Origin of the sequence: Ruegeria atlantica, assembly GCF_013032455.1 — a bacterium.
GTDB classification, from domain to species: Bacteria; Pseudomonadota; Alphaproteobacteria; order Rhodobacterales; family Rhodobacteraceae; genus Ruegeria; species Ruegeria atlantica_B.
In genome coordinates, this window is the sequence record NZ_WQCF01000006.1 from 57231 (window position 1) to 78719 (window position 21489).

Here is a 21489-nt window from a genome sequence, read left to right on the forward strand (position 1 = left end):
AACGTGGTCTAAAGATGATTATTCGGCACGTTTGTAGAGGTTTTTGGAATACCAGTTCTGCTCTACGTTATTGACCGGCCAGTTCCCGACGTCGCTGTCCATCATGTAGACGCCAGCATAGTGATAGATCGGAATAACGGGGGTCTCTTGCGCGATAATCCGTTCCACCTCGGTATATAGTGGCGCTGCGTCATCTGCAGTTTTGGCTTCCGCAAGCAGCTCATCAACCCGAGCGTTGTTGTACTTGCCGTCGTTATAGCCGGAATCCGACTGCAGCAGGTCCAGGAAGGTTGAGGCTTCGTTATAGTCGCCACACCACGCGCCACGTGCCAGATCAAAGTTCTGATTGCCGCGCTCTTCCAGGAAGATCTTCCATTCCATGTTTGCCAACTGGGCGTCAACGCCGAGCTTTTGTTTCCACATCTGGCTGAGTGCCACGGCGACCTTCTTATGTGCCTCAGAGGTGTTGTAAACCATCTCAAAGCTCAGCGGGTTGTCCGGACCATAGCCTGCAGCGGCCAGCAGTTCCTTGGCCAGTTCGTCCCGCTCTTGCTGGGACATCGAGGCCATCTCGACTTCCGGCACGGTAAACCCGGCAGTGGCTTCTGGCGCGAACGTGTACGCTTGCGGTTGACCGCCAGCCATAATGTTTTCCGTGATGATCTTACGATCTACGGCCAGCGATAGAGCCTGGCGCACGTTCGGATCCTTGAATGCCTCGGGGCCGCCATCGGACAGGTTGAATGTGTAATAATAGTTGCACAGGCGCGGGAAGCTGATGGCTTCTTCCGGGTGTTCTTTCTGCAGACGTGGGAACTGACCTGCAGGGACTTCTGTACGGTCCAGCTCACCGGCCAGATATCGGGTCAGCGCGACGTTTTCGTCGTTGATGACAAGTGCCACAACTTTTTCGATGATAGTGTTGTCGTTGTCCCAGTACATCTCGTTGCGCTCACGGACCGAACGTTCTTGCGGCAGGTGCTCGGTCAGGACGTAGGCACCGTTCGAGACGATGTTTTCAGGCTTGGTCCATGCATCGCCAAACTCTTCGATAACTTTCTGTGGGGCAGGGAACGTGGTCGAATGCGTGGTCATCTGCGCGAAATACGGCAGTGGCGCACTCAGTTTAACCTCAAGGGTCTTGTCGTCGATGGCGGTCACGCCCAGCTCATCTACCGGCTTATCGCCTGCAATGATTTCGGATGCGTTCTCGATCGACATCAGTTCCATGAACCACGCGTAGGGCGAGGACAGGGCGGGATCGACAGCGCGTTTCCAAGCGAAAACAAAGTCACCTGCGGTCACTGGATCACCGTTCGACCATTTCGCATCGTCGCGCAATGTAAAGGTGTAAACGTCTTTGGTGTCGTTGGTGGTATAACCCGTGGCTACACCGGGAACCAGATTACCGTCTTCGTCTTGGTTCATCAGACCTTCGAACAGGTCGCGGACGATTTCGGCGCCGGTTACATCTTCAACGACCTGCGGGTCAACCGAACTATGCTCGTCCAGAATACGGTAAATGAAGGTCTGGTCATCTGCCAATGCTTCACCGGTTTCCGGATGAGTCCCCGCGGCAAAGGCAGCGCCTGTGATCATGGTCGAGGTCAACAGCCCCGCCAAGGATGTTCGAATGTATTTGTTCATGTTGTTCTACTCCCATTTTAGGGCGCGGCACGCGCACCCCATCAGGATGGCCGTTGACCATCATGTTTGTCCGACCTTGAGCAAGACCAGGACTGGTTCGATTTTTGCTTTTTCAGATCGCAATGAACACCGCGTCGCAGTCTTTTGGTATGCAGTCGGGAACGTATTTGCGAAAGTCGCCTTCCACTGGCGAAGAAGGTGGCACTATTTCCAAAAAGGATAAAGAGCAGCCTTAATTTTAGGCAACCACAGGTGGATTCTGAAATTTGCCCTTAGGTCACTCGAAATTTTATGATGAAACTTGAGGTGTTCTTGACATATTCGTGAAAGGTGTCACCAAAATTAACCTTTGGCCCCACCAACCGAAGTGGTGAATTTAGGCGAATCGCTACCTAGCCAGTTCAGCCTTCATGCTGGCCTCAGGGAAGCAGGTGGGGGGTCTTCCTGTCTGCTGTTGCCAACGTCCGATTGACCGGCGTGTTTTGAAGCCAGGCAGCCCGTCTGCCCCGCCGACATCGTGACCTTGCTGCTCCAATGCCCGTTGCATGGTGGCGATGTCTGAACGGTAAAGGTTCCCCACTTTGCCCCAGCTTCCTTTGAAGTCTCCCACACCGTATTGAATACGATCCCCTACATGGCCGACGAAAAGGGCATATAGATCGCTCTTGTTGTAATCCTTGAGGACGTAGAAATTCGGCGTGACAATGAATGCAGGGCCGTTGCGCCCTGCGGGCATCATCAGATAGCCTTCGCCTTGCAATTCATGCTCAGGGAAGGGTCGGCCTGAGACGCGCATAATCCCCACCGCTGCCCAGTCCTGGATGAGCTTGCCTTGGTCCGGGCCTTCCAATGCGCAAGAAACTTGGGCTGGAACGGTCACTTCGAACCCCCAATCGCGCCCCGTGACCCAGCCGTGTTCCTTAAGGAAGTTCCCAATCGATGCGATGGTATCCTCTGGCGAATTCCATATATCTGCGCGCCCGTCATCGTTGCCATCTGTGGCGTAGTTCAAAAAGTTTGAGGGCATGAATTGGGGTTGGCCCAAGGCGCCGGCCCAACTGCTTTTTAAAGCGCCGGGCGTTGCGTGTCCGGCTTCTGCAATTTGCAACGCGGCAATCAGCTCATTCGTGAAATAGTCAGCACGGTTGCTCATGAACCCTTTCGTAGCCAGTACCTGAAAAGCATTGTGGCGAATAGGTACCTGCCCATATCCACTTTCGCGCCCCCAAATGGCCAGAATGATACGTCCGGGCACCCCCGTTTCAGTTTCGACACGCGCCAGAGTCTCCGCATGGCGGCGCGACATTTGTCGACCTGTAGCCGTCGCACCTTGAACAGAGCCTGCGTTAAAGTAGCGTCCGGGTGATCCGAACTCTGCCTGTTTCTGCTGTTTGGGAACATTCGGAGGGCTGCCCGGGGGCACTAGGTCCGGCAGCTTCCAGTTGAGTGTAACCCCTTCAAAGGCCCGGCGCATTGTGCGGCGCGAAACTCCCTTGGCATTGGCCTGCGGCCAGACTGTATCCTCCAGCCAAGATTGAAATTGCCGCTCAACCGCGGCGCGATCTTGAGCGAATGAGGCTGTCGAAAAACAGCAAAGGCTGAAGGCAAAAACGATCCAACGCATCACAAAAAATGTCTCGCGCGCTGTAGAAGTTAAGTCAACCTTGGCATTGGCTGTGAGTTGCGTAATCTTGCTGTTCTGATTGTCCGGGGAATATGTAGGGCAATTGCTGGTTTCGGAAAAACCTTGAGAAAATTCATGACTCTGCCGATAGTTGACCGAAAGCCTACGCGCACAAGGACGATTTTAGGTGATTTCTTCCAAACCCTTCTCCGTGTCACATGCTATACCCATGGCGGCTGCGATTGCGCTCGTTTCGACACAAACGGCGGTTGCAAGTGACAGTTTTATGGACCCACAGGGTCCAATCGCGGCGGTCCAAAAAACCCATTTACTGCGGGCAACCGTTCTTATCCTGATTGCAGTGATACCGGTGCTGGTACTGGTGCCGTTAATTGCGTTTCGATACCGCCGCCGAAAAGAGGGCGGCGCTGCTTACCGCCCCAAATGGGACTTCTCCGCCCGGCTGGAATTTGTCATGTGGGGTGTGCCGGTTGTAATTGTGGCGTTGCTGTCCTTCTACCTGTGGAAAGCCACGCATCGGCTGGATCCCTATGCGTCGACCTTCGGGGAAACGCCTGCGTTGAACGTGCAGGTCGTTGGGTTGGATTGGAAGTGGTTGTTCATTTACCCCGATCTTGGCATCGCCAGCGTCGGAGAGCTGGGTATTCCTGTCAAACAACAGGTCGCCATGACATTGACGACCGACACGGTCATGCAGTCTTTCATGATCCCGGCCTTAGCGGGGCAGATATACGCGATGCCGGGCATGACCACTCAATTGCATCTGGTCGCGGATAAGCCCGAGACGATGCAAGGTGAGAACACGCAATATAACGGTCGGGGTTTTACCAAGCAAAAATTCCAAACGCTTGCCATGCAGCCCCAAGATTTCAGCGCCTGGACCGAGGAAGTGAGAACGAATGGTATTCCACTGAACGCTGACACCTACCGGACGCTCGCAATGCGTAGTGATCGGGACGAAGTTCAGGCCGCATTGGGGACAGCTCAGATGCCCGAAAACGCGTTGTATTTCACTTTGGAGGAAGGCGACCTGTTTCAGTCCATTCTACATCGTTATCACGGCGGGCAACCCCTATTGGCTGATCAGCAACCCGGCACTGCTGAATTCGGTCAGGAGGGTGGGCAATGACCGACACTGGTTTCTTTGGCCGCCTGAGTTGGGACTCCTTCCCAATTGCGGGTCTGATCGAAAACCCCAATGCAAATGAAATCGTGGCCAACGCTGCAGCGGGCATCGTTATTGTGGGTGTAATTGCAGTGGTCGGGCTGCTTACTTGGTTCCGCCTTTGGGCGCCGCTGTGGCGCAACTGGCTCACCAGCGCAGACCACAAGAAGATAGGCATCATGTATATCGTCTTTGCCATCGTCATGTTGGCTCGCGGTGTGCTGGAAGGTGTCGTCATGCGGGCCCAACAAGCAGCAGGGCCGGGCGATGGCTTTCTTGAGGCCGAACATTTCGCGGAACTGTTCAGCACCCATGGCACGATAATGGTCTTTTTCGTGGCCGTTCCGTTTGTCTTGGGGATTGCGAACTATCTAATCCCCTTGATGATCGGCGCACGGGACGTGGCCTTTCCCGTGATGAATCAGATCAGCCTTGGCCTGACTGTATCGGCGGGGATGATGTTGATGGTGTCGTTGGTGGTGGGTCATTTCTCAACCGGCGGCTGGACCGCATACCCGCCTTACACTGGCGCGGCGTTCAACCCGGGGGTGGGGCCGGACTACTGGATCTGGGCAATTGTCGTCTCGGGCATCGGTACGACGCTGACCGGTATCAATTTTGCGGTAACTATTTACAAGCTGCGCGCGCCGGGCATGAAGTTCATGCGGTTGCCGATGTATTGCTGGACGATTATCAGCAGCTCGATCCTGATCGTCTTTGCCATGCCGCCGCTAGGGGTGGCCGCGCTGATGCTGGCGGCCGATAGATATCTGGACTTCCACTTCTTTACGAACGATCTGGGCGGCAACATGATGAACTATGCCAACTTGTTTTGGTTGTTCGGCCACCCCGAGGTCTACCTGTTGGTCTTGCCCGCCTACGGCATCTATTCCGAGATTTTTGCCACATTCTCGGCCAAGCGTCTCTATGGCTACAACTCACTGGTGATTGCTACGATGTGCATCGCGGTGCTGTCCTTCACCGTCTGGCTGCATCATTTCTTCACCATGGGCCAAAGCGCGCTGATAAATGCGGTGTTCGGTATTGCGACTATGATGATCGCGATACCTACCGGAGTGAAGGTCTATGATTGGATGGCCACTTTGTACCGTGGTCGCATCCGATTTTCCGTGCCGATGTTGTACGGCTTGGCCTTCTTGATGCTGTTTGTAATCGGTGGTCTGTCAGGTGTGATCCTCGCCAATCCTACGGTTGACTATCAGGTGCATAACACCCTGTTTCTAGTGGCGCATTTTCACAACGTCCTATTGCCCGGAGTGCTATTCGGTCTGCTGGCCGGGTATAATTACTGGTTTCCCAAAGCTTTCGGCTTCCGCCTGAACGAATACTGGGGTCGCGTCACAGTTTTGCTGTGGACAGTCGGGTTCATGCTGACTTTCCTGCCGCTTTATTTTGTTGGTCTCATGGGGATGCCGCGTCGATCGTTCAGTTGGGAAGACCCCAGTTTTCACCCATATATGATTGTTGCGGCTGTGGGCGCGCTGGTGATCCTATTGGCTCTGCTTTCTGTCGTCGCTCAATTGTGGATCAGTATCCGTGACCGGGAAAAAACCCAAGTTCCGGTTGGTGATCCCTGGGATGCGCGCACGCTGGAATGGTCGATTCCGGCACCGCCGCCTGCCTATAATTTCGCCGTTATTCCGCAGGTCACTGACCGGGATGACTTTGCCGCCGCGAAAGAACGGGGCGATGCGTATCCAAGACCAGAAAAATATGAAGACATCGTGATGCCGCGCAATACCGCCATTGGGTTCGTCCTTTGTGTACTCAGCGGTGTATGGATGTTTGCGCTTGTTTGGTGGATCTGGTGGCTGGCGGCGTTGACGACAGTGCTGATGTTGCTGGCCTTCATTCGCTGGACTTTCAGACTGGACACCGAAGAAACAATCCCAGCCGAGGAGGTTCGAAAGCAGCACGAGGCTTGGTTGGACTTGGTGCAAGACTCTACGCCTGTCGACCGTGACCACGAAATTGCTCCGGATAACCGCGGCCTTGCCGGTCCAGATCTGGAGGCGATGACATGAAACGCGCGCCGACACATAGCTATCCGGGACTAAACCTCGGTCGAAGACACGCCGGTGCGGACAAAGCTAGCGAAGTCGTCACTTTCGGCTTCTGGGTCTTTTTGATGAGCGATCTGGTCTATTTCGGCCTGATGTTTGCCATTTACATCACCATGATTGACGCGCAGGCAGGCGGGCCTGGACCGCATCAATTGTTCGATCTCACAAGCATCTTCACCCAGACTATGATTCTGCTCACCAGCAGCCTGACCGTGGGGTTGGCGATGCTGGCGCTGAAATACAACCTGCCGCGGTGGCGGATCGTTTTCTGGTTCTGCATGACGCTGGTGTTGGGCATCTGCTTTCTGGTGCTGGAGATGCGGGATTTCATGGCAATGGTCGAAAAGGGTGGCATTCCCCAGCGCAGTGGCTTTCTGTCGGCGTTCTACGGATTAGTACCGCTGCACGGATTGCATGTCGCGGCAGGGTGCCTATGGCTGATCGTGCTGGGCATTCAGCTGCGGGTTTTTGGCCTGACCGATCTGCTAATGTCACGCATGGTTCGGCTGGCGTTGTTCTGGCACTTCCTTGACCTGATCTGGATTGGCATCATCACAATCGTATATTTCGGAGGCCTAGCCTATGGATAAGCGCAGCGAGATGCACCGGCGCGAGCGCCGGCGGTATATCATTGGCTATGGTGGCTCATTGCTGCTGACAATCGCCGTATTCACGATTGCTTATAAATTCGGCATTGAAACCAAAGGGGTTTACCTTTCGATCGCATTGCTGGGGTTGGCGCAGTTGATCGTACAACTGGTTTACTTTCTCCATATCGACCGTCGTCGCAGCAGCCGCGAGGATCTGGATCTGGTTCTTTTTTCAACTCTTGTCTTGTTGATTATCATTCTCGGAACCGTTTGGATCATGGGAAATCTGGCGGTGCGGATGCACACCTATCCCATGTAGTGAATTGCATGAATGGCGTTATCCCCAAACCAAGAATGCCTGTGTTGAGGCGAGGGCGACTAGTCAAGTGGTCTGCGCCAAAGCGCTGTTCGCCGACTAACGTATCAGGAATAGACCCAGCCAAAGAGCGAACCAGCACAAGACCAGGCTCAGCAAGATATTTCCGGCGGCCAGGGCAATCGTACGCTCGCGCCGCAATTCTAGCGATTGATAGGCAAAACTGGAAAAGGTGGTGAAACCGCCGCAAAATCCGAAGACCAGCCTTCTTTCTTCTTCGCCCATTTCGACAGGTCCGCCCAGGTAACCGATCCAAAGGCCCAACAGCAGGCTGCCTAGAACATTCACAATCAGGGTCGCAAAGGGAAGGTCATGCCGAACCCGCAAAGTGATCCAGTGACGCAACACGGCCCCAAGACCACCACCAAGCCCAAACATGGCGTGCAGGTGTAGCTCGCTCATCCCGACAATCCCCGCCCGTGAAACCGCCGCCCGATGACCTCTCCCAAAATAGCGGCGGCGATTCCGACGGCAATTTCCAGAGTTGCTGCCGAGATTGCGCTCCAGATATTCGACATTGCCATGCGCTCTAACTCGGCCACAAACGAAGAAAATGTTGACAACCCACCGCAGAACCCGACCGCCCCAAGATGTAGAACATGAGCATGGACACGGTGCCTGACCGCATAGAGCCAGCCGAGAATGAAGCAAGCGATGATATTGATGCCAAACGTTGCCGTCAAAATTGGAGCGCCGGAAATTTGGACCGCGAACGCCTCTCGCAACAACGACCCAGCAGCGCCACCCACAAAAACGGCGATAAACATGAGGGCAGCGGGTCGGGTCTGTGTCACGGCCAATCTTTCTGCCCAATTCCATCTGTATTTTGGCATACATTTTGCTGACCGAAGGTTCAACTGCACCTCGGTTCAAGGCCGATTTCACAAATCATAATTGTCCTGTGATGTGTTGAGATAATTGCTTGCAACCCAACGGCTAACTGATCAACGGTTACCATAAGCCCGGTTCGGCGACACTTTAGGAGAGCACGAAATGATTGTACGCAGACTCTATTACTTCCTCAGTTATGTGTGTTTGCCGCTGACCGTGCTGTTGGGCTTTTTCTGGCCTCCGGCCCATTGGCTTCTGGTTATCCTGATCCCTTACGCGGTGATAGGATTATACGATATGCTGACCACCAAGCATAACGTGCTAAACAATTACCCGGTTCTGGGTCATTTTCGGTACATGCTGGAATTCGTCAGCCCGGAAATCCGCCAGTATTTCGTCGAAACCAACGAAAGTGGACGTCCCTATAACCGCATCATTCGCAGTCTGGTCTATTCTCGCGCCAAGGGGCAAGTGGACACCCAAGCCTTTGGTACACAATACGACATTCAGACAGTTGGCTACCACAGAGCCAATCACTCGCTTGCGCCCAAACACGTAGAGGAAAGTGAGGAGCGCGTGGTGCTGGGCGGTCCGCAATGCACCAAGCCTTACAATGCCTCGCGTCTGAACGTTTCGGCTATGAGTTTTGGTGCCTTGAGCGCCAATGCGATCCGGGCGTTAAACGGTGGTGCCAAGGATGGTGATTTTGCCCATAACACAGGCGAGGGCGGTCTCTCTCCGCATCATTTGGCAGAGGGTGGAGATATCATTTGGCAGATCGGCACCGGGTATTTTGGCTGCCGCACACCCGAGGGTGAGTTTGACAAGGATTTGTTCGCCGAAAAGGCGCAAAAGGACGTTGTCAAGGCAATCGAAATAAAACTCTCGCAGGGTGCGAAACCATCCCATGGTGGGGTTTTGCCTGCGGCCAAGGTGGATGAGGAAATCGCTGAAATCCGCGGTGTGCCAGAGCATCAGGATGTCATCTCGCCGCCTGTCCATTCGGCCTTTGATGGTCCGACCGGGCTCATGCATTTCGTCCAGCACTTGCGTGAGATGTCTGGCGGCAAGCCTATCGGTTTCAAACTATGTATCGGGCGGCCCTCCGAATTCATGGCAATCTGCAAAGCCATGTTGGAAACCGGCATTTTGCCCGATTTCATCACCATTGACGGTGCCGAAGGGGGTACCGGAGCGGCTCCGGTAGAATTCACCAACCGATTGGGTATGCCACTGAACGAGGCGCTGATCTTCGTCAACAACTGCCTTCGCGGAGTCGGCCTACGCGACGATATCCGGATTATTTGCTCGGGCAAAGTGGCGACAGGTTATGACATGGTCGAGAAGTTCGCCCTCGGTGCGGATATGTGCAATGCAGCGCGGGCGATGATGTTTGCGGTAGGTTGCATACAGGCACTGCATTGTAACACGAACCGCTGCCCGTCGGGTGTTGCAACGCAGGATCCGATCCGGGGGCGCGCTGTAAACGTGCCACAAAAGCGCAAGAGGGTGCATCGCTACCACGATGCCACTTTGGAAAGTTTTCGTGAACTTTTAGGTGCTATGGGCAAGGATAAGGTATCAGAGCTGAATCCGGGCGATATTCGTCGCCGCCTTGCGGATGAGCGGGAGCGGTCATATGCGGACCTCTACACTTTTCTCGGCGAAGGTGTTTTGCTGACAGACCAGATACCAGATGAGTTCGCAACGGACTGGAAATTGGCGTCGGCGGATCATTTTTAAATTTTTGCCAATAACCGCCAAGGATTGACCTTTTCGATCCGTCATACTCATCGTGATGCGTATGACAACATCGGATGAGGATCTGGCCAAAGCCGCCGCGAAAGGGGACGCAGATGCGTTCGCGTCCCTATTGGCACGGCACTACGATCGGATTTTTCGTCTCGCCTTTCGCTTGTCAGGACGGGCAGATCAGGCTGAAGATCTCACGCAGGATATCTGTGCTGCGTTGCCTGCCAAAATTGCTGGTTTCCGGGCGCAGGCCAAGTTCACAACATGGCTTTACCGGGTTGTTGTGAACGCGGCTGAGGATGCACGTCGTCGCCAGGCGAGCCACAGCCGTGCAGCATTGGGGTGGGGAGACGTGGAGCAAATGCGCAGGGCTGAGGCTGCGGAAACTGCCGAAGCCGTCGATTGGTTGCAAAGAGCCATGCGATCTTTGCCGCAAGAACTGCAAGATACGCTGGCCCTGACGTTGGAGGATGAGATGACCCATGCTCAGGCAGCGGAGGTTCTGGGTTTGTCTGAAGGCACTGTGTCATGGCGCATGTCTGATATCCGCAAACGCTTGCGAGCCTTGCGGGAGGAGGAGCTGAAACAATGACAGATGACCTCAAAACTCTGATGGATGCAGCGACGCCTGCCCCGAATGCACAGCGTCGGGCGGAAAATATGGAACAAGCGCAAAAAATTTTCCTGCGCGCCCAAGGAACGCGGTTTGGCAAGCGTCCGACTGACAAGCGTGGCCCGATGGCCCGCCTGACAGAAGGAGCAAAATCCATGTTGAACGTCCTCTCCCATCGCGGCGCTCTGACCGTGACAACCGCAATCGCAGCCGTGGCTTTGGTGGCGATCTTGCCGCAGGCTTGGAACCAAACTCAAAACCCGACCTTCCTGCCTAGTGAAAAGCGTGTTGAATCGCAGAACCTAACGACCGCGTCAGATCGGGAAAGTGAACTTTCACACGCAATTCCCCAAGGTGGTCTTGCCAAACCGGTCATTGAAGCGCCCGTGATAGTGGAAGAAAGCATTTCTGAACAATCAGCAGCGCCAGCTCTTAAAAAACGCGCTGTCAGTTCGGAAGCCGATGGCAGCTCCGGATTGGGTATAGCCGCTGGTGCGTTGTTTGATGAGGCCCGATCAATTGCCCCGGCTCCGGTTCCATCGGATCTGAGCATTGCGCCGGAAGCGAATACCGAAGCTTTTGCCAACGCTGACACCAACCCCCTGAAAGTCACGGTAGAAGACCCGGTATCGACCTTTTCGATTGATGTAGATACGGCATCTTATTCGATTATCCGGTCCTCACTGATGCGTGGGCATTTGCCAGCCAAGGACGCAGTGCGGGTTGAAGAGATGGTGAACTACTTTCCCTACAAATATCCCGCGCCCGAGGGCGATAGACCGTTCCGCCCGACAATAGCAGTAACACCGACGCCGTGGAACGATGGCACACAACTGGTCCATATCGGAATTCAGGGCGCGTTGCCCGAGATCGAAGGCCGCCCGCCGCTGAATCTTGTCTTTCTGATCGACACGTCCGGATCAATGCAGAATGCGGACAAGCTGCCGCTGCTCAAGCAGTCCTTCCGCCTTTTGTTGTCAGAGCTGCGACCGGAAGATCAGGTCTCAATTGTCACTTACGCAGGTAGTGCCGGGCAGGTTCTGGAACCGACTGCAGCGTCAGAGCGAAGCAAGATCCTGACAGCGTTAGATCGGTTGGAGGCCGGTGGCTCCACAGCTGGACAGGCCGGGTTGCAGCAAGCTTATCAAGTGGCGGAAAGCATGGCCTTAGAGGGTGAAGCCAATCGTGTGATCCTTGCCACCGATGGCGATTTCAACGTTGGTCTTTCGGACCCCGAGGCCCTTAAGGACTTCATTGCCGGGAAACGCGACAGCGGCACGTTCCTTAGCGTTCTGGGCTTTGGTCGGGGCAATCTGGACGATGCAACCATGCAAGCGCTGGCGCAGAATGGAAACGGGCAGGCGGCCTATATCGATACATTGGGTGAGGCGCGCAAAGTGCTGGTTGATCAGCTGACCGGCGCGCTGTTTCCTATTGCCAACGACGTCAAGATACAGGTGGAATTCAATCCGGCCCAGATCGCTGAATATCGCCTGATCGGGTATGAAACCCGTGCCCTGCGGCGCGAGGATTTTTCGAATGACAAGGTGGATGCAGGCGATATCGGCGCGGGTCATTCGGTGACAGCAATCTACGAAGTTACCCCGGTTGGATCGGACGCTATCCGCAATGGTCCGCTGAGATATGCGGAGCAAGCGGTATCAGAAGGCGAAGATGAGATAGGATATTTCAAACTACGCTACAAATTACCCGGCACAACAGAAAGCCAACTAATTGAAGAACCGATCCGTCAGGGGCAAGGACAGATGACTACGGATGTGCAGTTCTCTTACGCGATTGCCGGGTTCGGACAGTTGCTGCGCGGCGGGGATTATTTGGGGTCTTGGTCCTATGAGGACGCCATTGCGCTGGCCAATTCAGCAAAAGGAGAGGACCCGTTTGGATATCGTGCCGAAGCTGTCACACTAATGCGGCTGGCCGAAACGCTTGCTGAATAAAGCGGGGGCGCCGTTATGTGATAGCGCCCTTACCCATGTCAAAACTGTCTGGGGTTATTTGCGGCATGGGTATTTATTTTCCGCACACTCCATTCCACCGCATCTCGCATGGTTTTCCCCAAGGCATCGTCGAACGCCTTGACCAGGTCCGGGGTTTGATCACTGGCAGCGATCATGTACTCGCGAAAAGAATCCGAAGCGATGATCTTGTCCTCGAACTCGTCGATGATTTTGATGTTCATGCGCACTTCGACCCGGATAGTTTGCGATCCATCAGGGTTGGTGATCACCAGACCCTGAAATTCGCGCAGGTCTGGAACGATGACATAGTCCGCCCGCAAACCCACGGTCGAGCGGCCAACGGCTGCGACTTTGCCGCTGTTCTCATAGCTTTCAACCAACAGGGCTTGAACGATCAACGGCGCTCGGTCCACCCACCGGGCACGGGGCAGGTACTGGACCTGCAGCGGCGTAGGTTGGACTGCAATCTGGTCGGTGTTGACCGCCGCAGTGGCTGTGGGTTCCTGCACCACGATTTGTTTTTGAATACGCGGCAACGAAGTTGAAAACGTGCTTTTTGGTGTCAGCAAGTAGAGGTCATTCGGCTGCGAGGCTTGCCGCAACGTCCCCAGACCCGTGCAGCCACCAAGCGAAACGAGTGTAAGCGCCAAAAGGAAAGGCCTGATCATTGGCGAAACTCCGATGCTTGGGTTCCAAGTAGGAAACGTGCGGGGTCGCGCTCAACCTTGTCCACCAACCGATCTAGGCTGATCACCAGACGTTGCGACTCTTCTATGAAACGTGTGAATTGCGGTAGGCCGACCCGCAGGAAGTTTGACAGTTGGCGCCGGTTGTCCTGAACGATCCCGTCGATGGTGCCGAGAAGATCCGAGGCGGATTGCGACGCGCTGAGGATATCGGCCGAGATATCATCCAGTCGTTCGGTAACATTTTTCACCGTGCTCGCCACCTCGTTCGCGGCGGTGCTGATGTCTTCCATTACCGCGCCGACATCGTCGTTAATAACCTTATTGGCTGAGTCAAAAGCACGTTCCGCTGAGGCAAGTGTGCCCTGCGCTGTTTCCATCGCACCGTTGATCGAACCGAGTGTTTCATTGGCATTCACGAAGGTTTCGGAAATCGTCGCCAGTGAGATTTCGGCCTCATCTGTCAGGCCGTTCAGGTTTTCGGCCAGGGTCGAGGCCCGGTCGATGAAGGGTTTCACATCGTCTTGAATCACGCGATCAGCGTTCTCGATGGCCGTTTTGGCGCTGTCCAAGGTGGCGGTGGCAGATTCAGATGCCGTCTTCACGCTCTTCAACGTGTCCGTGCCTGTGTTCAGCGTCGTTTCGGCAGAAGCGACCAGCGTATCCAGTCCGTCCGTGAAGTCTCCAATTTTCTTGGCTGCTCCACCAAGATCCGCAGACAGGTTTTCGAAATCAGACAATGTCTTGTCCAACCGGCCCGATGCCGAAGCTAGGTTTTCCAGAATGTCGCTGACTGATTTACGGTTCTTGTCATCGACCACTGCATTGAGGTTTTCCAGCAGCGTGACCGCCTCATCCAGTACCTTCGGCGCCCCTTCAAAAAGCGATTGTATTGCACTGCGCTTGCTTTTGATCACGCTGTTTTGCGGCAACCTTTGGCCGCTGGCGGATCCACCAGTCAATTCAACGTAGCTCACTCCCGTCACGCCAAGGGACTGTAACTGCGCAATCGTATCCTCAGTTACAGGGATTTCTGCATCTACCTCTAGTTTCACGCGCACCTTGGACGGGTCGTTATCGTCTAGCGTCAATGAAATAACCTGCCCGACCGGCAGACCGTTAAAACTGACACCACCGGCGGCAGACAGCCCCGAGACATTGTCGAAAAGCACGTCGTAATAGGCGTATTGCCGCGATATCTCGAACTTCGCCAGCCACAGGAAAAAGCCGAACGCCCCAAGGATGCCCGCAAGGGTAAACGCGCCAATCAGGATATAGTTCGCTCGGGTTTCCATGGCCTCTACCTGTCCTGCCCCTTCTCTTGCGCCGCTCGCGCCCGGGGGCCGGTGAAATATTCCTGAACCCAAGGATGGTCCACTTTGGTCATTTCTTCAATCGGTCCTTCGACTAGCACACGTTTTTCTGCAAGTACTGCGATGCGGTCGCAAATGGCGTATAGGCTGTCCAGATCGTGGGTCACCATGAAAACGGTCAATCCCAGCGCGTGTTGTAATTCGCCGATCAATTCGTCATAAGCAGCAGCCCCGATCGGATCCAACCCGGCGGTTGGCTCATCCAGAAACACGATCTCGGGGTCCAGCGCCAGGGCGCGGGCTAGAGCGGCCCTTTTGCGCATGCCGCCAGACAGTTCGGACGGGAACTTGCCGCAGCTTAGTTGCGGCAGGCCTACAAGGCTGATTTTCAAACTTCCGAGCGCCCGCATTAGGTTCTCGCTGATGCCTGTATGCTCGCGCAGTGGGGCGATGACATTCTGCAAAACGGTCAGCGAGGAGAACAGTGCGCCGTCCTGAAACGCGACACCCCAATGTTTTTCAATGCGGCGGCGTTCCTGCTCGGGCCCGTTTAAAACGTCAACGCCCAGAACCTCGATACTTCCTGCTGCAGGCTTGTTCAGCCCCACAATCGTGCGCAGCAGCACCGACTTACCCGTACCTGAACCGCCCACGATGCCCAGCACCTCACCCCGCCAGACATCCAGATTTAGGTCATCGTGTACCACTTGCGGCCCGAACCGGTTGGTCAGGTTGCGCACACGGATCACAGCCTCACGCTGCACGCCGGTATCCGAGGTCTGTTCCAGCACGGTCCCGTCCATATCAGATCTCCAACACCGAGAAGAAGATCGAGAACAGAGCGTCCAGCGCGATCACCATGAATATCGACTGCACTACTGAGGCTGTTGTCCTTTGGCCGACGCTTTGGGCAGATCCCTTGACTTGCATTGCCTGCCAGCAGGCGATGACGCCGATGACCAGAGCGAAAAATGGCGCTTTGATCATGCCGATGGCGAATTGCCAGATGCCGGTGTTTTCTTTCAGCCGGGTGGCGAACATGCCGGGGCTGACGCCAAGGTCGATCCAACTCATCAATCCGCCACCAATCAGGGCGGCGATATCCGCGATAAATCCGAGGATCGGCAACATGATCAGCAAGGCCACTACGCGTGGGATTACCAGCACCTCTATCGGGTCCAAACCCAGTGTGCGCATGGCGTCGATCTCTTCCTGTACTTTCATCGAACCGATTGACGCGGTAAAAGCCGAACCGGACCGGCCGGCGACGATGATGGCCGTTAGCAATATCCCCAACTCGCGCAAAACTGAGATCGAAATCAGTTCGACCACGAAAATCTCTGCGCCGAATTGTTTAAGTTGAGTTGCGCCCTGAAAGGCCAGCACCACGCCAATAAGAAAACCCATCAAGGCAACGATTGGGATGGCCTTGAAGCCGACTTCCTCCATCTGGGAAACCAAAGCCGCCTTGCGCAGCCGCCACGGCATCACGATGGTACGGGCAAGGCGATGCAGCGTTAACCCCAGAAATCCCAGCATGGACAGAGTATCGTTCCATGCACCAACGGTCCGTGCGCCGACGCGAGCGACCCAATCTGCAAAGCTGCGGCGTTCAGATACCGCGACGGGTTCGTCCGGTATACTCTGTGCTACCGTTTTAAGTAACGCAGAATATGCTGGGCTAAGCCCTTCATACGAAATCTGGGCGCCCGCCGCGCGAGCCCTTTGGGCCAGATCGGCAATCAGCCAAGCGCCTCCGGTATCCAGTGCTTCGACCCCAGATAGGTCAAGCGTGACATTGCCGCCTTGCGGTTTGACCTGGGTAAAGGCCTGTTCCACGGCTTCCAGAGATTGAGTCAGCAACGCCCCCGAAATCCGCAGGCAGACGCCGTTGGCGTCATGGTCCGAATGTATATTGGGCCGCGTCATGTCCGTATGTGAAGTGAAACCGCATTGACCTGCAACGGATTTTTACCAGCGCACGGCATTTGCAGCCAAACCATAGCAAGGGAGCGACAACTTGAGGGCGGCAATCCATTGATATGCTCATGCATGTTTACCAAGAACATTTGTTGTTCTGATTTCCTCATTATGCCTGAATAAAAATTCAGTGCGAAGAACCGCTTGCCGAGATCAAAGAACCACTACAGAGTTCGCTTCTGAAACGCCTCGGGGGAATCGGGATAAGTAAATGAAGCGCGCCGGAAATATTTTGTTCATCATCATTGACCAATTGCGGGCAGATTGTCTGAACGGTGCCCTAGCGGCACATGTCGATCTACCGAACCTGCGAGCTTTCGGGAACGAAGCAGTCAGCTTTGACCGGCATTTTTCGGTCACCAATCCATGTGGCCCTTCGCGCGCTTCGATCCTGACGGGGCAATATGCGATGAACCACAGGTCGGTGCGCAATGGCACGCCTTTGCGGCACGACGTTCCGAATATTGCGACCGAGATGCGCAAGGCCGGGTATCTTCCCATGTTGTTCGGATATACTGATACTGCTGCCGATCCGCGCGTGCATGATCCGGGTGATCCGCTTCTGAAATCCTATGAAAACCCAATGGCCGGGTTTCACGAAGTTGTCGAGATGCGGTTAGAGGAGTCATATCCATGGCGCGCGCATCTGATGGATCAGGGCTATGCCTTTGACGACTATTGGGATCTGTACAAACCGGTTTCGCCAACTGGTGATGCTCCGCGCCTGAACGATCCCGCCGTGTATCGTGCCGAACACAGCGACACCGCATTTTTGACCGATACTTTTCTGTCCAATATTGCGCCATTCAAAGGTCAGAATTGGTTTGCCCATCTGACATATATCCGGCCGCATCCGCCTTTGGTGGCTCCGGCGCCGTACAACAACATGTATGATCCGGCGGCGTTGCCTATGCCCGTTGGTTTGCCCGAGGTGGAGGCGGAGCGAGCCCTTCATCCGTTTTTTGGCTCTACGATAGAAAACCAGACAGCAGCGGATTTCGTCGAGGGCTTTGACTCGGTTGAGCCAACGCCTGAGAACATAAAGACTATGCGCTCGGTATATTTGGGGCTTGCGACCGAGGTGGATCATCACATTGGCCGCATCATCCAGTTCCTTAAGGACAGCAATCAGTATGACGACACCCTACTGGTTGTCACCGCCGACCACGGAGAGATGCTGGGTGATCGCCATAGCTGGGGGAAAATGTCGGTTTATGACGCTGCCTATCACACGCCCCTGATGATCCGTCTGCCGGGCAACCAAGCTCGGGGGGGTACAGTGGTGTCTGCGCCAACCGAGTCCATTGATATCACACCGACGATCTTGGATTGGGTCGGTCAATCGATTCCAAATGCGATGGATGGTCGGTCACTGATGCCCCTGCTGCAAGGACAAGAGCCTGAGGATTGGCGTAGCTATTCCTTTAGCGAACTGGATTTTTCAGAGCCCGAAAATTCAACGCTTTGGCAACGGCAACTGGGCACGGGTAATAGCGACTCGTGTCTGGGTATTTTGCGGGACGAGCGTTTTACGCTGGTTGAGTTTGCTGCGGACTTGCCACCGATCCTTTTCGATCATCACGGCCGAGGAGAGTTGGAGAACGTTGCCTCGGACCCTGAATATGCGGCGGATTTGGCGCGTTTGGGGCGAATGATGTTGCGGCACCGAATGCGCAATATGGATCACACGTTATCTTTGTGTTCGCTTACGCCTGAGGGTGCAAAATCCAAACCTCGCTACTAGGTTCATTCTGTGGCGTTCATGCCCTCTACACCTGTAACGTATCCGATGCTACGCATGGATCATGGGGAGGGTGAATTTGGACATTACTGAACAGCAGATCAAGACAATGACCACTGCGGGCCTAAACCTGATTGGTCAGGCTTTGTCGATCTATGATAGTCAGCTTAGGCTGGTGGTCAGCAATCGCCGTTTTCAGGATATGTTCGACCTGCCGGAAGAATTGGTGCAGCCCGGCGCATTGTTCAGCGACACAATCCGTTACCTTGCCAGTCACGGCGAATACGGCGCAGAAGTTGATGTCGACGAGGCCGTCAACCAGAGGGTTCAACAGGCACTGACATTCGAGCCCCACTACATGGAGCGCGTGCGCGCCAACGGACGTGTTATTTCGGTCGAAGGTGCGCCATTGCCCAGAGGTGGCTGGGTGTCCGTCTATACCGACATCACTGACACTAAACAGGCCGAGGCCTTACTACGGGCTCGGTCCGAAGAACTTTCCGGTCAATTGCTGGATCGGGCTGAGGAGTTGTCTGCTACCAATCGCAAACTTGCCGCGACGAACGCTGCCTTGGAAGAGGCCAAGCGCCAGTTGACGGAAATAGAAGCCCGCACGCGCATGACCACCGAGATGATGCCGGCTCATATCGCTCATCTGGATCAAAATAAAAGGTACGATTATTCGAACCGAAGGCTCAGTTCCGTCATGCCTGGTCGCCCATCCGAAATTTTGGGAATGCATATTTCCGAAGCTCTGGGTGCGGCGGCTTTTACGCGCGTCGAGCCTCATTTACAGAAAGCGTATGGCGGCGAAACTTCGGTTTTCGAATTTACCGAAGACCAAGATTCCCGCCGTATTCGCGTCTCATTTTCTCCGGACGGGGAGGGCGGTGTTTATGTGATGTCGGTGGATATTACCGAGGAAACCCAGGCGCGCGTTGCGCTGCAACAAACCAGGCGCCGTGAGATGGCTGCCCAGATGACCAGCGGGCTGGCACATGATTTTTCGAACCTGCTGACGATCATTCTAGGAATGCAATCTCGGTTGGAGAAAATGGACCTGCCCCAGGAAGCACGTGAGCTTGTGTCGGCCACCCAGCAAACTTCGCGCCGGGGTGGGCAATTGTTAAACCGGATCGCGGATATGACAGGCAACCGGACGCTTCAGCCGAAGGCAACTGATATGCACGGATTGCTAGAGGATTTGCGTATACTGGCATCACCATCTCTGCCGCGTGGCGTTGGCCTTTCCGTTGTAAATACGCTGCCTGGCGACGCTCTGATGCTGGATCCGGGTATGATACAGGATGCTTTGTTGAACCTAGTCCTAAATGCGCGCGATGCCTGCGGTGAGTTTGGACAGATTACCATCAGCGCGCATAAAATCGGTGATATTTGGGTTGAGATGGCTGTCTCAGACACTGGCCCGGGATTTTCCAAGGAAGTTCTGAAAAAAGCGCTGAACCCGTTCTTTACAACCAAAGGCAGTAGAGGGTCCGGGCTGGGCCTGCCGATGGTCTATGACACCGTGAAGCTAGCTGGTGGCGATCTGAACCTGCGAAATTCGCCTTCAGGCGCGACGGTCGCCATGCGGCTGCCCTATCGCCCCACACCGCCCGCGCAAAATGGGCTGGTGTTACTGGTTGAAGACAATGACGAACTACGTCGGCAATTTCGTGACATGCTCGTGGAGCTCGGGTTCTCGGTGATCGAGGCGACATCGGTCGATGAAGCCTTGGCGCTGACGGCAGATATCGACGAAATCGCGTTTGTGCTGTCGGATATTCGCCTTGAAGGTCAAGGCACGGGGCTTGATCTTTTGGCAAAGCTCAAGTCGGGGTTGCCCTGCTTGCTGATGACCTCTCTGCCTTATTCTGATCCGCTGCACCGGCAGGCGCTGACCCTTGCACCGGTGCTGAGTAAACCGTTCACGAAGGCGCAACTGTCTGCCCTAATCCGAAGTGAGGCCGCCTAATGACTCAACCTCTGGTCACAATTGTCGACGATGAGCCCGAAATCCGACGAGTACTGACCGATGCGCTAGAAGAAGCAGGTTTTCGCACTCAGAGTTTTGCGCGTGCGCGGGAATTCGAAGCAGCGTTGAAAAAAGTAACACCAGACGTGTGTCTGGTTGACTTGTCTTTGCCGGATACCGATGGGTTGGCTCTTGTCCACCGGTTGGCGCTTGAGCAGGGCGCGGCGGTGATCATCATTTCCGGTCGCGCGCAGGTTCAAGACCGCGTTACTGGGCTGGAACTTGGAGCGGATGATTACATCACCAAGCCGTTTGATCCGGCTGAAGTCGTGGCCCGCATTCGTGCCAGGTTGCGGTCTCCGCGAACGCAGGCCGCGCAATCAGAAGTGGCGCGCTTTAACGGGTGGACGGCGTATTTTGACCGATATGTTTTGGTGGATGCCAGCGGCACTGAATTTCCATTCAGCCACGCTGAGGGAGAGGTTTTGCGCCTGTTTCTTGAAAGCCCGAAACGCTTGATCAGCCGCGCACAGATGCAAGAAACCTTGGGTGGGGCTGCCGGTGAAAGTTTTGATCGGGCGATGGACGTACGTATTTCTCGCTTGCGAACGAAACTTGGTGAAGACCCTAAGAACCCAAGACTGATAAAGACAATTTACGGTGCAGGATACATTTTCTTGGGTGATGTGGAATGGCACTAAGAGACGATCAAATTCCCAATGGACAATAGCTTTTTTCTAAAGAAAGCCATTTGAATAGCGCGAATAGCTCCGCGGCCAAGCCTCTTTGCAAAACACGGTTTTTTTGCTGAATAAAACCGAGCGCCGGAACCTCGTTCTTTTGTGGCGCTGCAAAGTCAATAGCATCTCGAAGAAAAGCCCGCCCTCTGAGTTTTACAGAAAATCAATTTTGTTGGTTGTTTCGGTGATAGCAATATCGACAATCTTCGGCCTGACCAGCCGGTTTAGAAACCCTGAAAATGGAGCGGTCGAAGGCTAGACTTAAGGTTTCCGAAATGAACTTTGACACGTTCAACTAGGAAATTACTACACCAGCCAGGATGGTCCTTCTGATGCTCCAAGGCGGGCAGATTTTAAAGATGGTGCTGCACA

Annotated in this window: 18 protein-coding genes; 10 read left to right on the forward strand and 8 right to left on the reverse strand. The window is 54.7% G+C overall.

All coding sequences use genetic code 11. From position 1 onward, the window contains the following. Positions 1–18 precede the first annotated feature (18 nt). Together GOW93_RS11980 and GOW93_RS11985 are read right to left on the reverse strand one after the other, a co-directional pair. The gene (locus tag GOW93_RS11980; RefSeq protein ID WP_170384395.1) at positions 19–1647 is read right to left on the reverse strand and encodes a peptide ABC transporter substrate-binding protein; all 1629 of its coding nucleotides are present in this window, start codon (positions 1645–1647) and stop codon (positions 19–21) included. A gap of 388 nt (positions 1648–2035) precedes the next feature. Then, complete coding sequence (locus GOW93_RS11985) at positions 2036–3271, reverse strand: lytic murein transglycosylase (protein WP_170384397.1); 1236 nt, start codon at positions 3269–3271, stop codon at positions 2036–2038. Positions 3272–3500: 229 nt separating this feature from the next. Between GOW93_RS11985 and GOW93_RS11990 the strand changes: the two genes are divergently transcribed. From GOW93_RS11990 to GOW93_RS12005, 4 genes are read left to right on the forward strand one after another with little or no spacing between them, the layout of a single operon-like run. After that, positions 3501–4421: a cytochrome ubiquinol oxidase subunit II gene (locus tag GOW93_RS11990; protein WP_170384399.1), complete on the forward strand. Its 921-nt coding sequence runs from the start codon at positions 3501–3503 to the stop codon at positions 4419–4421. Further along, positions 4418–6502: a cbb3-type cytochrome c oxidase subunit I gene (locus GOW93_RS11995; protein WP_170384401.1), complete on the forward strand. Its 2085-nt coding sequence runs from the start codon at positions 4418–4420 to the stop codon at positions 6500–6502. The genes GOW93_RS11990 and GOW93_RS11995 overlap by 4 nt, the downstream gene beginning before the upstream one ends. Beyond that, positions 6499–7131, forward strand: a complete 633-nt coding sequence (locus GOW93_RS12000) for a cytochrome c oxidase subunit 3 (RefSeq protein WP_170384402.1) — start codon at positions 6499–6501, stop codon at positions 7129–7131. The genes GOW93_RS11995 and GOW93_RS12000 overlap by 4 nt, the downstream gene beginning before the upstream one ends. Further along, positions 7124–7450 carry a cytochrome o ubiquinol oxidase subunit IV gene (locus tag GOW93_RS12005; protein WP_170384404.1) on the forward strand — a complete coding sequence of 109 codons (327 nt, stop codon included), beginning with the start codon at positions 7124–7126 and terminating at the stop codon, positions 7448–7450. Before GOW93_RS12000 ends, GOW93_RS12005 begins: the two co-directional genes overlap by 8 nt. Before the next feature lie 96 nt (positions 7451–7546). Here GOW93_RS12005 and crcB read toward each other — a convergent pair whose 3' ends face one another. Beyond that, positions 7547–7909, reverse strand: coding sequence for a fluoride efflux transporter CrcB (gene crcB / locus GOW93_RS12010; protein ID WP_170384406.1), 363 nt, complete (start codon positions 7907–7909; stop codon positions 7547–7549). Beyond that, positions 7906–8301 carry a CrcB family protein gene (locus GOW93_RS12015; protein ID WP_368039666.1) on the reverse strand — a complete coding sequence of 132 codons (396 nt, stop codon included), beginning with the start codon at positions 8299–8301 and terminating at the stop codon, positions 7906–7908. The genes crcB and GOW93_RS12015 overlap by 4 nt, the downstream gene beginning before the upstream one ends. A 199-nt stretch (positions 8302–8500) precedes the next feature. On the opposite strand from GOW93_RS12015, the gene GOW93_RS12020 reads away from it, so the two are divergent. From GOW93_RS12020 to GOW93_RS12030, 3 genes are all read left to right on the forward strand, one after another. Next, positions 8501–10081, forward strand: a complete 1581-nt coding sequence (locus GOW93_RS12020; protein WP_170384409.1) for an FMN-binding glutamate synthase family protein — start codon at positions 8501–8503, stop codon at positions 10079–10081. A 61-nt stretch (positions 10082–10142) separates the two neighbouring features. Next, the gene (locus GOW93_RS12025) at positions 10143–10682 is read left to right on the forward strand and encodes an RNA polymerase sigma factor (protein ID WP_170384411.1); all 540 of its coding nucleotides are present in this window, start codon (positions 10143–10145) and stop codon (positions 10680–10682) included. Continuing rightward, the gene (locus tag GOW93_RS12030) at positions 10679–12661 is read left to right on the forward strand and encodes a vWA domain-containing protein (protein ID WP_170384413.1); all 1983 of its coding nucleotides are present in this window, start codon (positions 10679–10681) and stop codon (positions 12659–12661) included. Before GOW93_RS12025 ends, GOW93_RS12030 begins: the two co-directional genes overlap by 4 nt. 38 nt (positions 12662–12699) lie before the next feature. Here GOW93_RS12030 and GOW93_RS12035 read toward each other — a convergent pair whose 3' ends face one another. From GOW93_RS12035 to GOW93_RS12050, 4 genes are read right to left on the reverse strand one after another with little or no spacing between them, the layout of a single operon-like run. Then, complete coding sequence (locus tag GOW93_RS12035) at positions 12700–13350, reverse strand: ABC-type transport auxiliary lipoprotein family protein (RefSeq protein ID WP_170384415.1); 651 nt, start codon at positions 13348–13350, stop codon at positions 12700–12702. Further along, entirely contained in the window at positions 13347–14663 is a 1317-nt protein-coding gene (locus tag GOW93_RS12040; protein WP_170384416.1) for an MCE family protein, read from the reverse strand. Before GOW93_RS12040 ends, GOW93_RS12035 begins: the two co-directional genes overlap by 4 nt. Before the next feature lie 5 nt (positions 14664–14668). Beyond that, complete coding sequence (locus GOW93_RS12045; RefSeq protein WP_170384418.1) at positions 14669–15484, reverse strand: ABC transporter ATP-binding protein; 816 nt, start codon at positions 15482–15484, stop codon at positions 14669–14671. Position 15485: 1 nt separating this feature from the next. Then, a complete protein-coding gene (locus GOW93_RS12050; RefSeq protein WP_170384420.1) occupies positions 15486–16610 on the reverse strand; it encodes an ABC transporter permease in 1125 nt (374 codons plus the stop codon). Positions 16611–16872: 262 nt separating this feature from the next. On the opposite strand from GOW93_RS12050, the gene GOW93_RS12055 reads away from it, so the two are divergent. The 3 genes from GOW93_RS12055 to GOW93_RS12065 all read left to right on the forward strand — a co-directional run bounded on the left by GOW93_RS12055 (position 16873) and on the right by GOW93_RS12065 (position 21078). Next, entirely contained in the window at positions 16873–18405 is a 1533-nt protein-coding gene (locus tag GOW93_RS12055) for an alkaline phosphatase family protein (protein WP_170384422.1), read from the forward strand. Between the two features lie 61 nt (positions 18406–18466). Then, positions 18467–20377, forward strand: a complete 1911-nt coding sequence (locus GOW93_RS12060; protein WP_438826193.1) for a hybrid sensor histidine kinase/response regulator — start codon at positions 18467–18469, stop codon at positions 20375–20377. After that, a complete protein-coding gene (locus tag GOW93_RS12065) occupies positions 20377–21078 on the forward strand; it encodes a response regulator transcription factor (RefSeq protein WP_170384426.1) in 702 nt (233 codons plus the stop codon). The genes GOW93_RS12060 and GOW93_RS12065 overlap by 1 nt, the downstream gene beginning before the upstream one ends. Positions 21079–21489: the final 411 nt, after the last annotated feature.

Bases quoted from the DNA above. Each gene is read 5' to 3' on its own strand.
- GOW93_RS11980 (WP_170384395.1), bottom strand. From the start codon at position 1,647: ATGAACAAATACATTCGAACATCCTTGGCGGGGCTGTTGACCTCGACC.
- GOW93_RS11985 (WP_170384397.1), bottom strand. From the start codon at position 3,271: ATGCGTTGGATCGTTTTTGCCTTCAGCCTTTGCTGTTTTTCGACAGCC.
- GOW93_RS11990 (WP_170384399.1), top strand. From the start codon at position 3,501: ATGGCGGCTGCGATTGCGCTCGTTTCGACACAAACGGCGGTTGCAAGT.
- GOW93_RS11995 (WP_170384401.1), top strand. From the start codon at position 4,418: ATGACCGACACTGGTTTCTTTGGCCGCCTGAGTTGGGACTCCTTCCCA.
- GOW93_RS12000 (WP_170384402.1), top strand. From the start codon at position 6,499: ATGAAACGCGCGCCGACACATAGCTATCCGGGACTAAACCTCGGTCGA.
- GOW93_RS12005 (WP_170384404.1), top strand. From the start codon at position 7,124: ATGGATAAGCGCAGCGAGATGCACCGGCGCGAGCGCCGGCGGTATATC.
- crcB (WP_170384406.1), bottom strand. From the start codon at position 7,909: ATGAGCGAGCTACACCTGCACGCCATGTTTGGGCTTGGTGGTGGTCTT.
- GOW93_RS12020 (WP_170384409.1), top strand. From the start codon at position 8,501: ATGATTGTACGCAGACTCTATTACTTCCTCAGTTATGTGTGTTTGCCG.
- GOW93_RS12025 (WP_170384411.1), top strand. From the start codon at position 10,143: ATGACAACATCGGATGAGGATCTGGCCAAAGCCGCCGCGAAAGGGGAC.
- GOW93_RS12030 (WP_170384413.1), top strand. From the start codon at position 10,679: ATGACAGATGACCTCAAAACTCTGATGGATGCAGCGACGCCTGCCCCG.
- GOW93_RS12035 (WP_170384415.1), bottom strand. From the start codon at position 13,350: ATGATCAGGCCTTTCCTTTTGGCGCTTACACTCGTTTCGCTTGGTGGC.
- GOW93_RS12040 (WP_170384416.1), bottom strand. From the start codon at position 14,663: ATGGAAACCCGAGCGAACTATATCCTGATTGGCGCGTTTACCCTTGCG.
- GOW93_RS12045 (WP_170384418.1), bottom strand. From the start codon at position 15,484: ATGGACGGGACCGTGCTGGAACAGACCTCGGATACCGGCGTGCAGCGT.
- GOW93_RS12050 (WP_170384420.1), bottom strand. From the start codon at position 16,610: ATGACGCGGCCCAATATACATTCGGACCATGACGCCAACGGCGTCTGC.
- GOW93_RS12055 (WP_170384422.1), top strand. From the start codon at position 16,873: ATGAAGCGCGCCGGAAATATTTTGTTCATCATCATTGACCAATTGCGG.
- GOW93_RS12060 (WP_438826193.1), top strand. From the start codon at position 18,467: ATGGGGAGGGTGAATTTGGACATTACTGAACAGCAGATCAAGACAATG.
- GOW93_RS12065 (WP_170384426.1), top strand. From the start codon at position 20,377: ATGACTCAACCTCTGGTCACAATTGTCGACGATGAGCCCGAAATCCGA.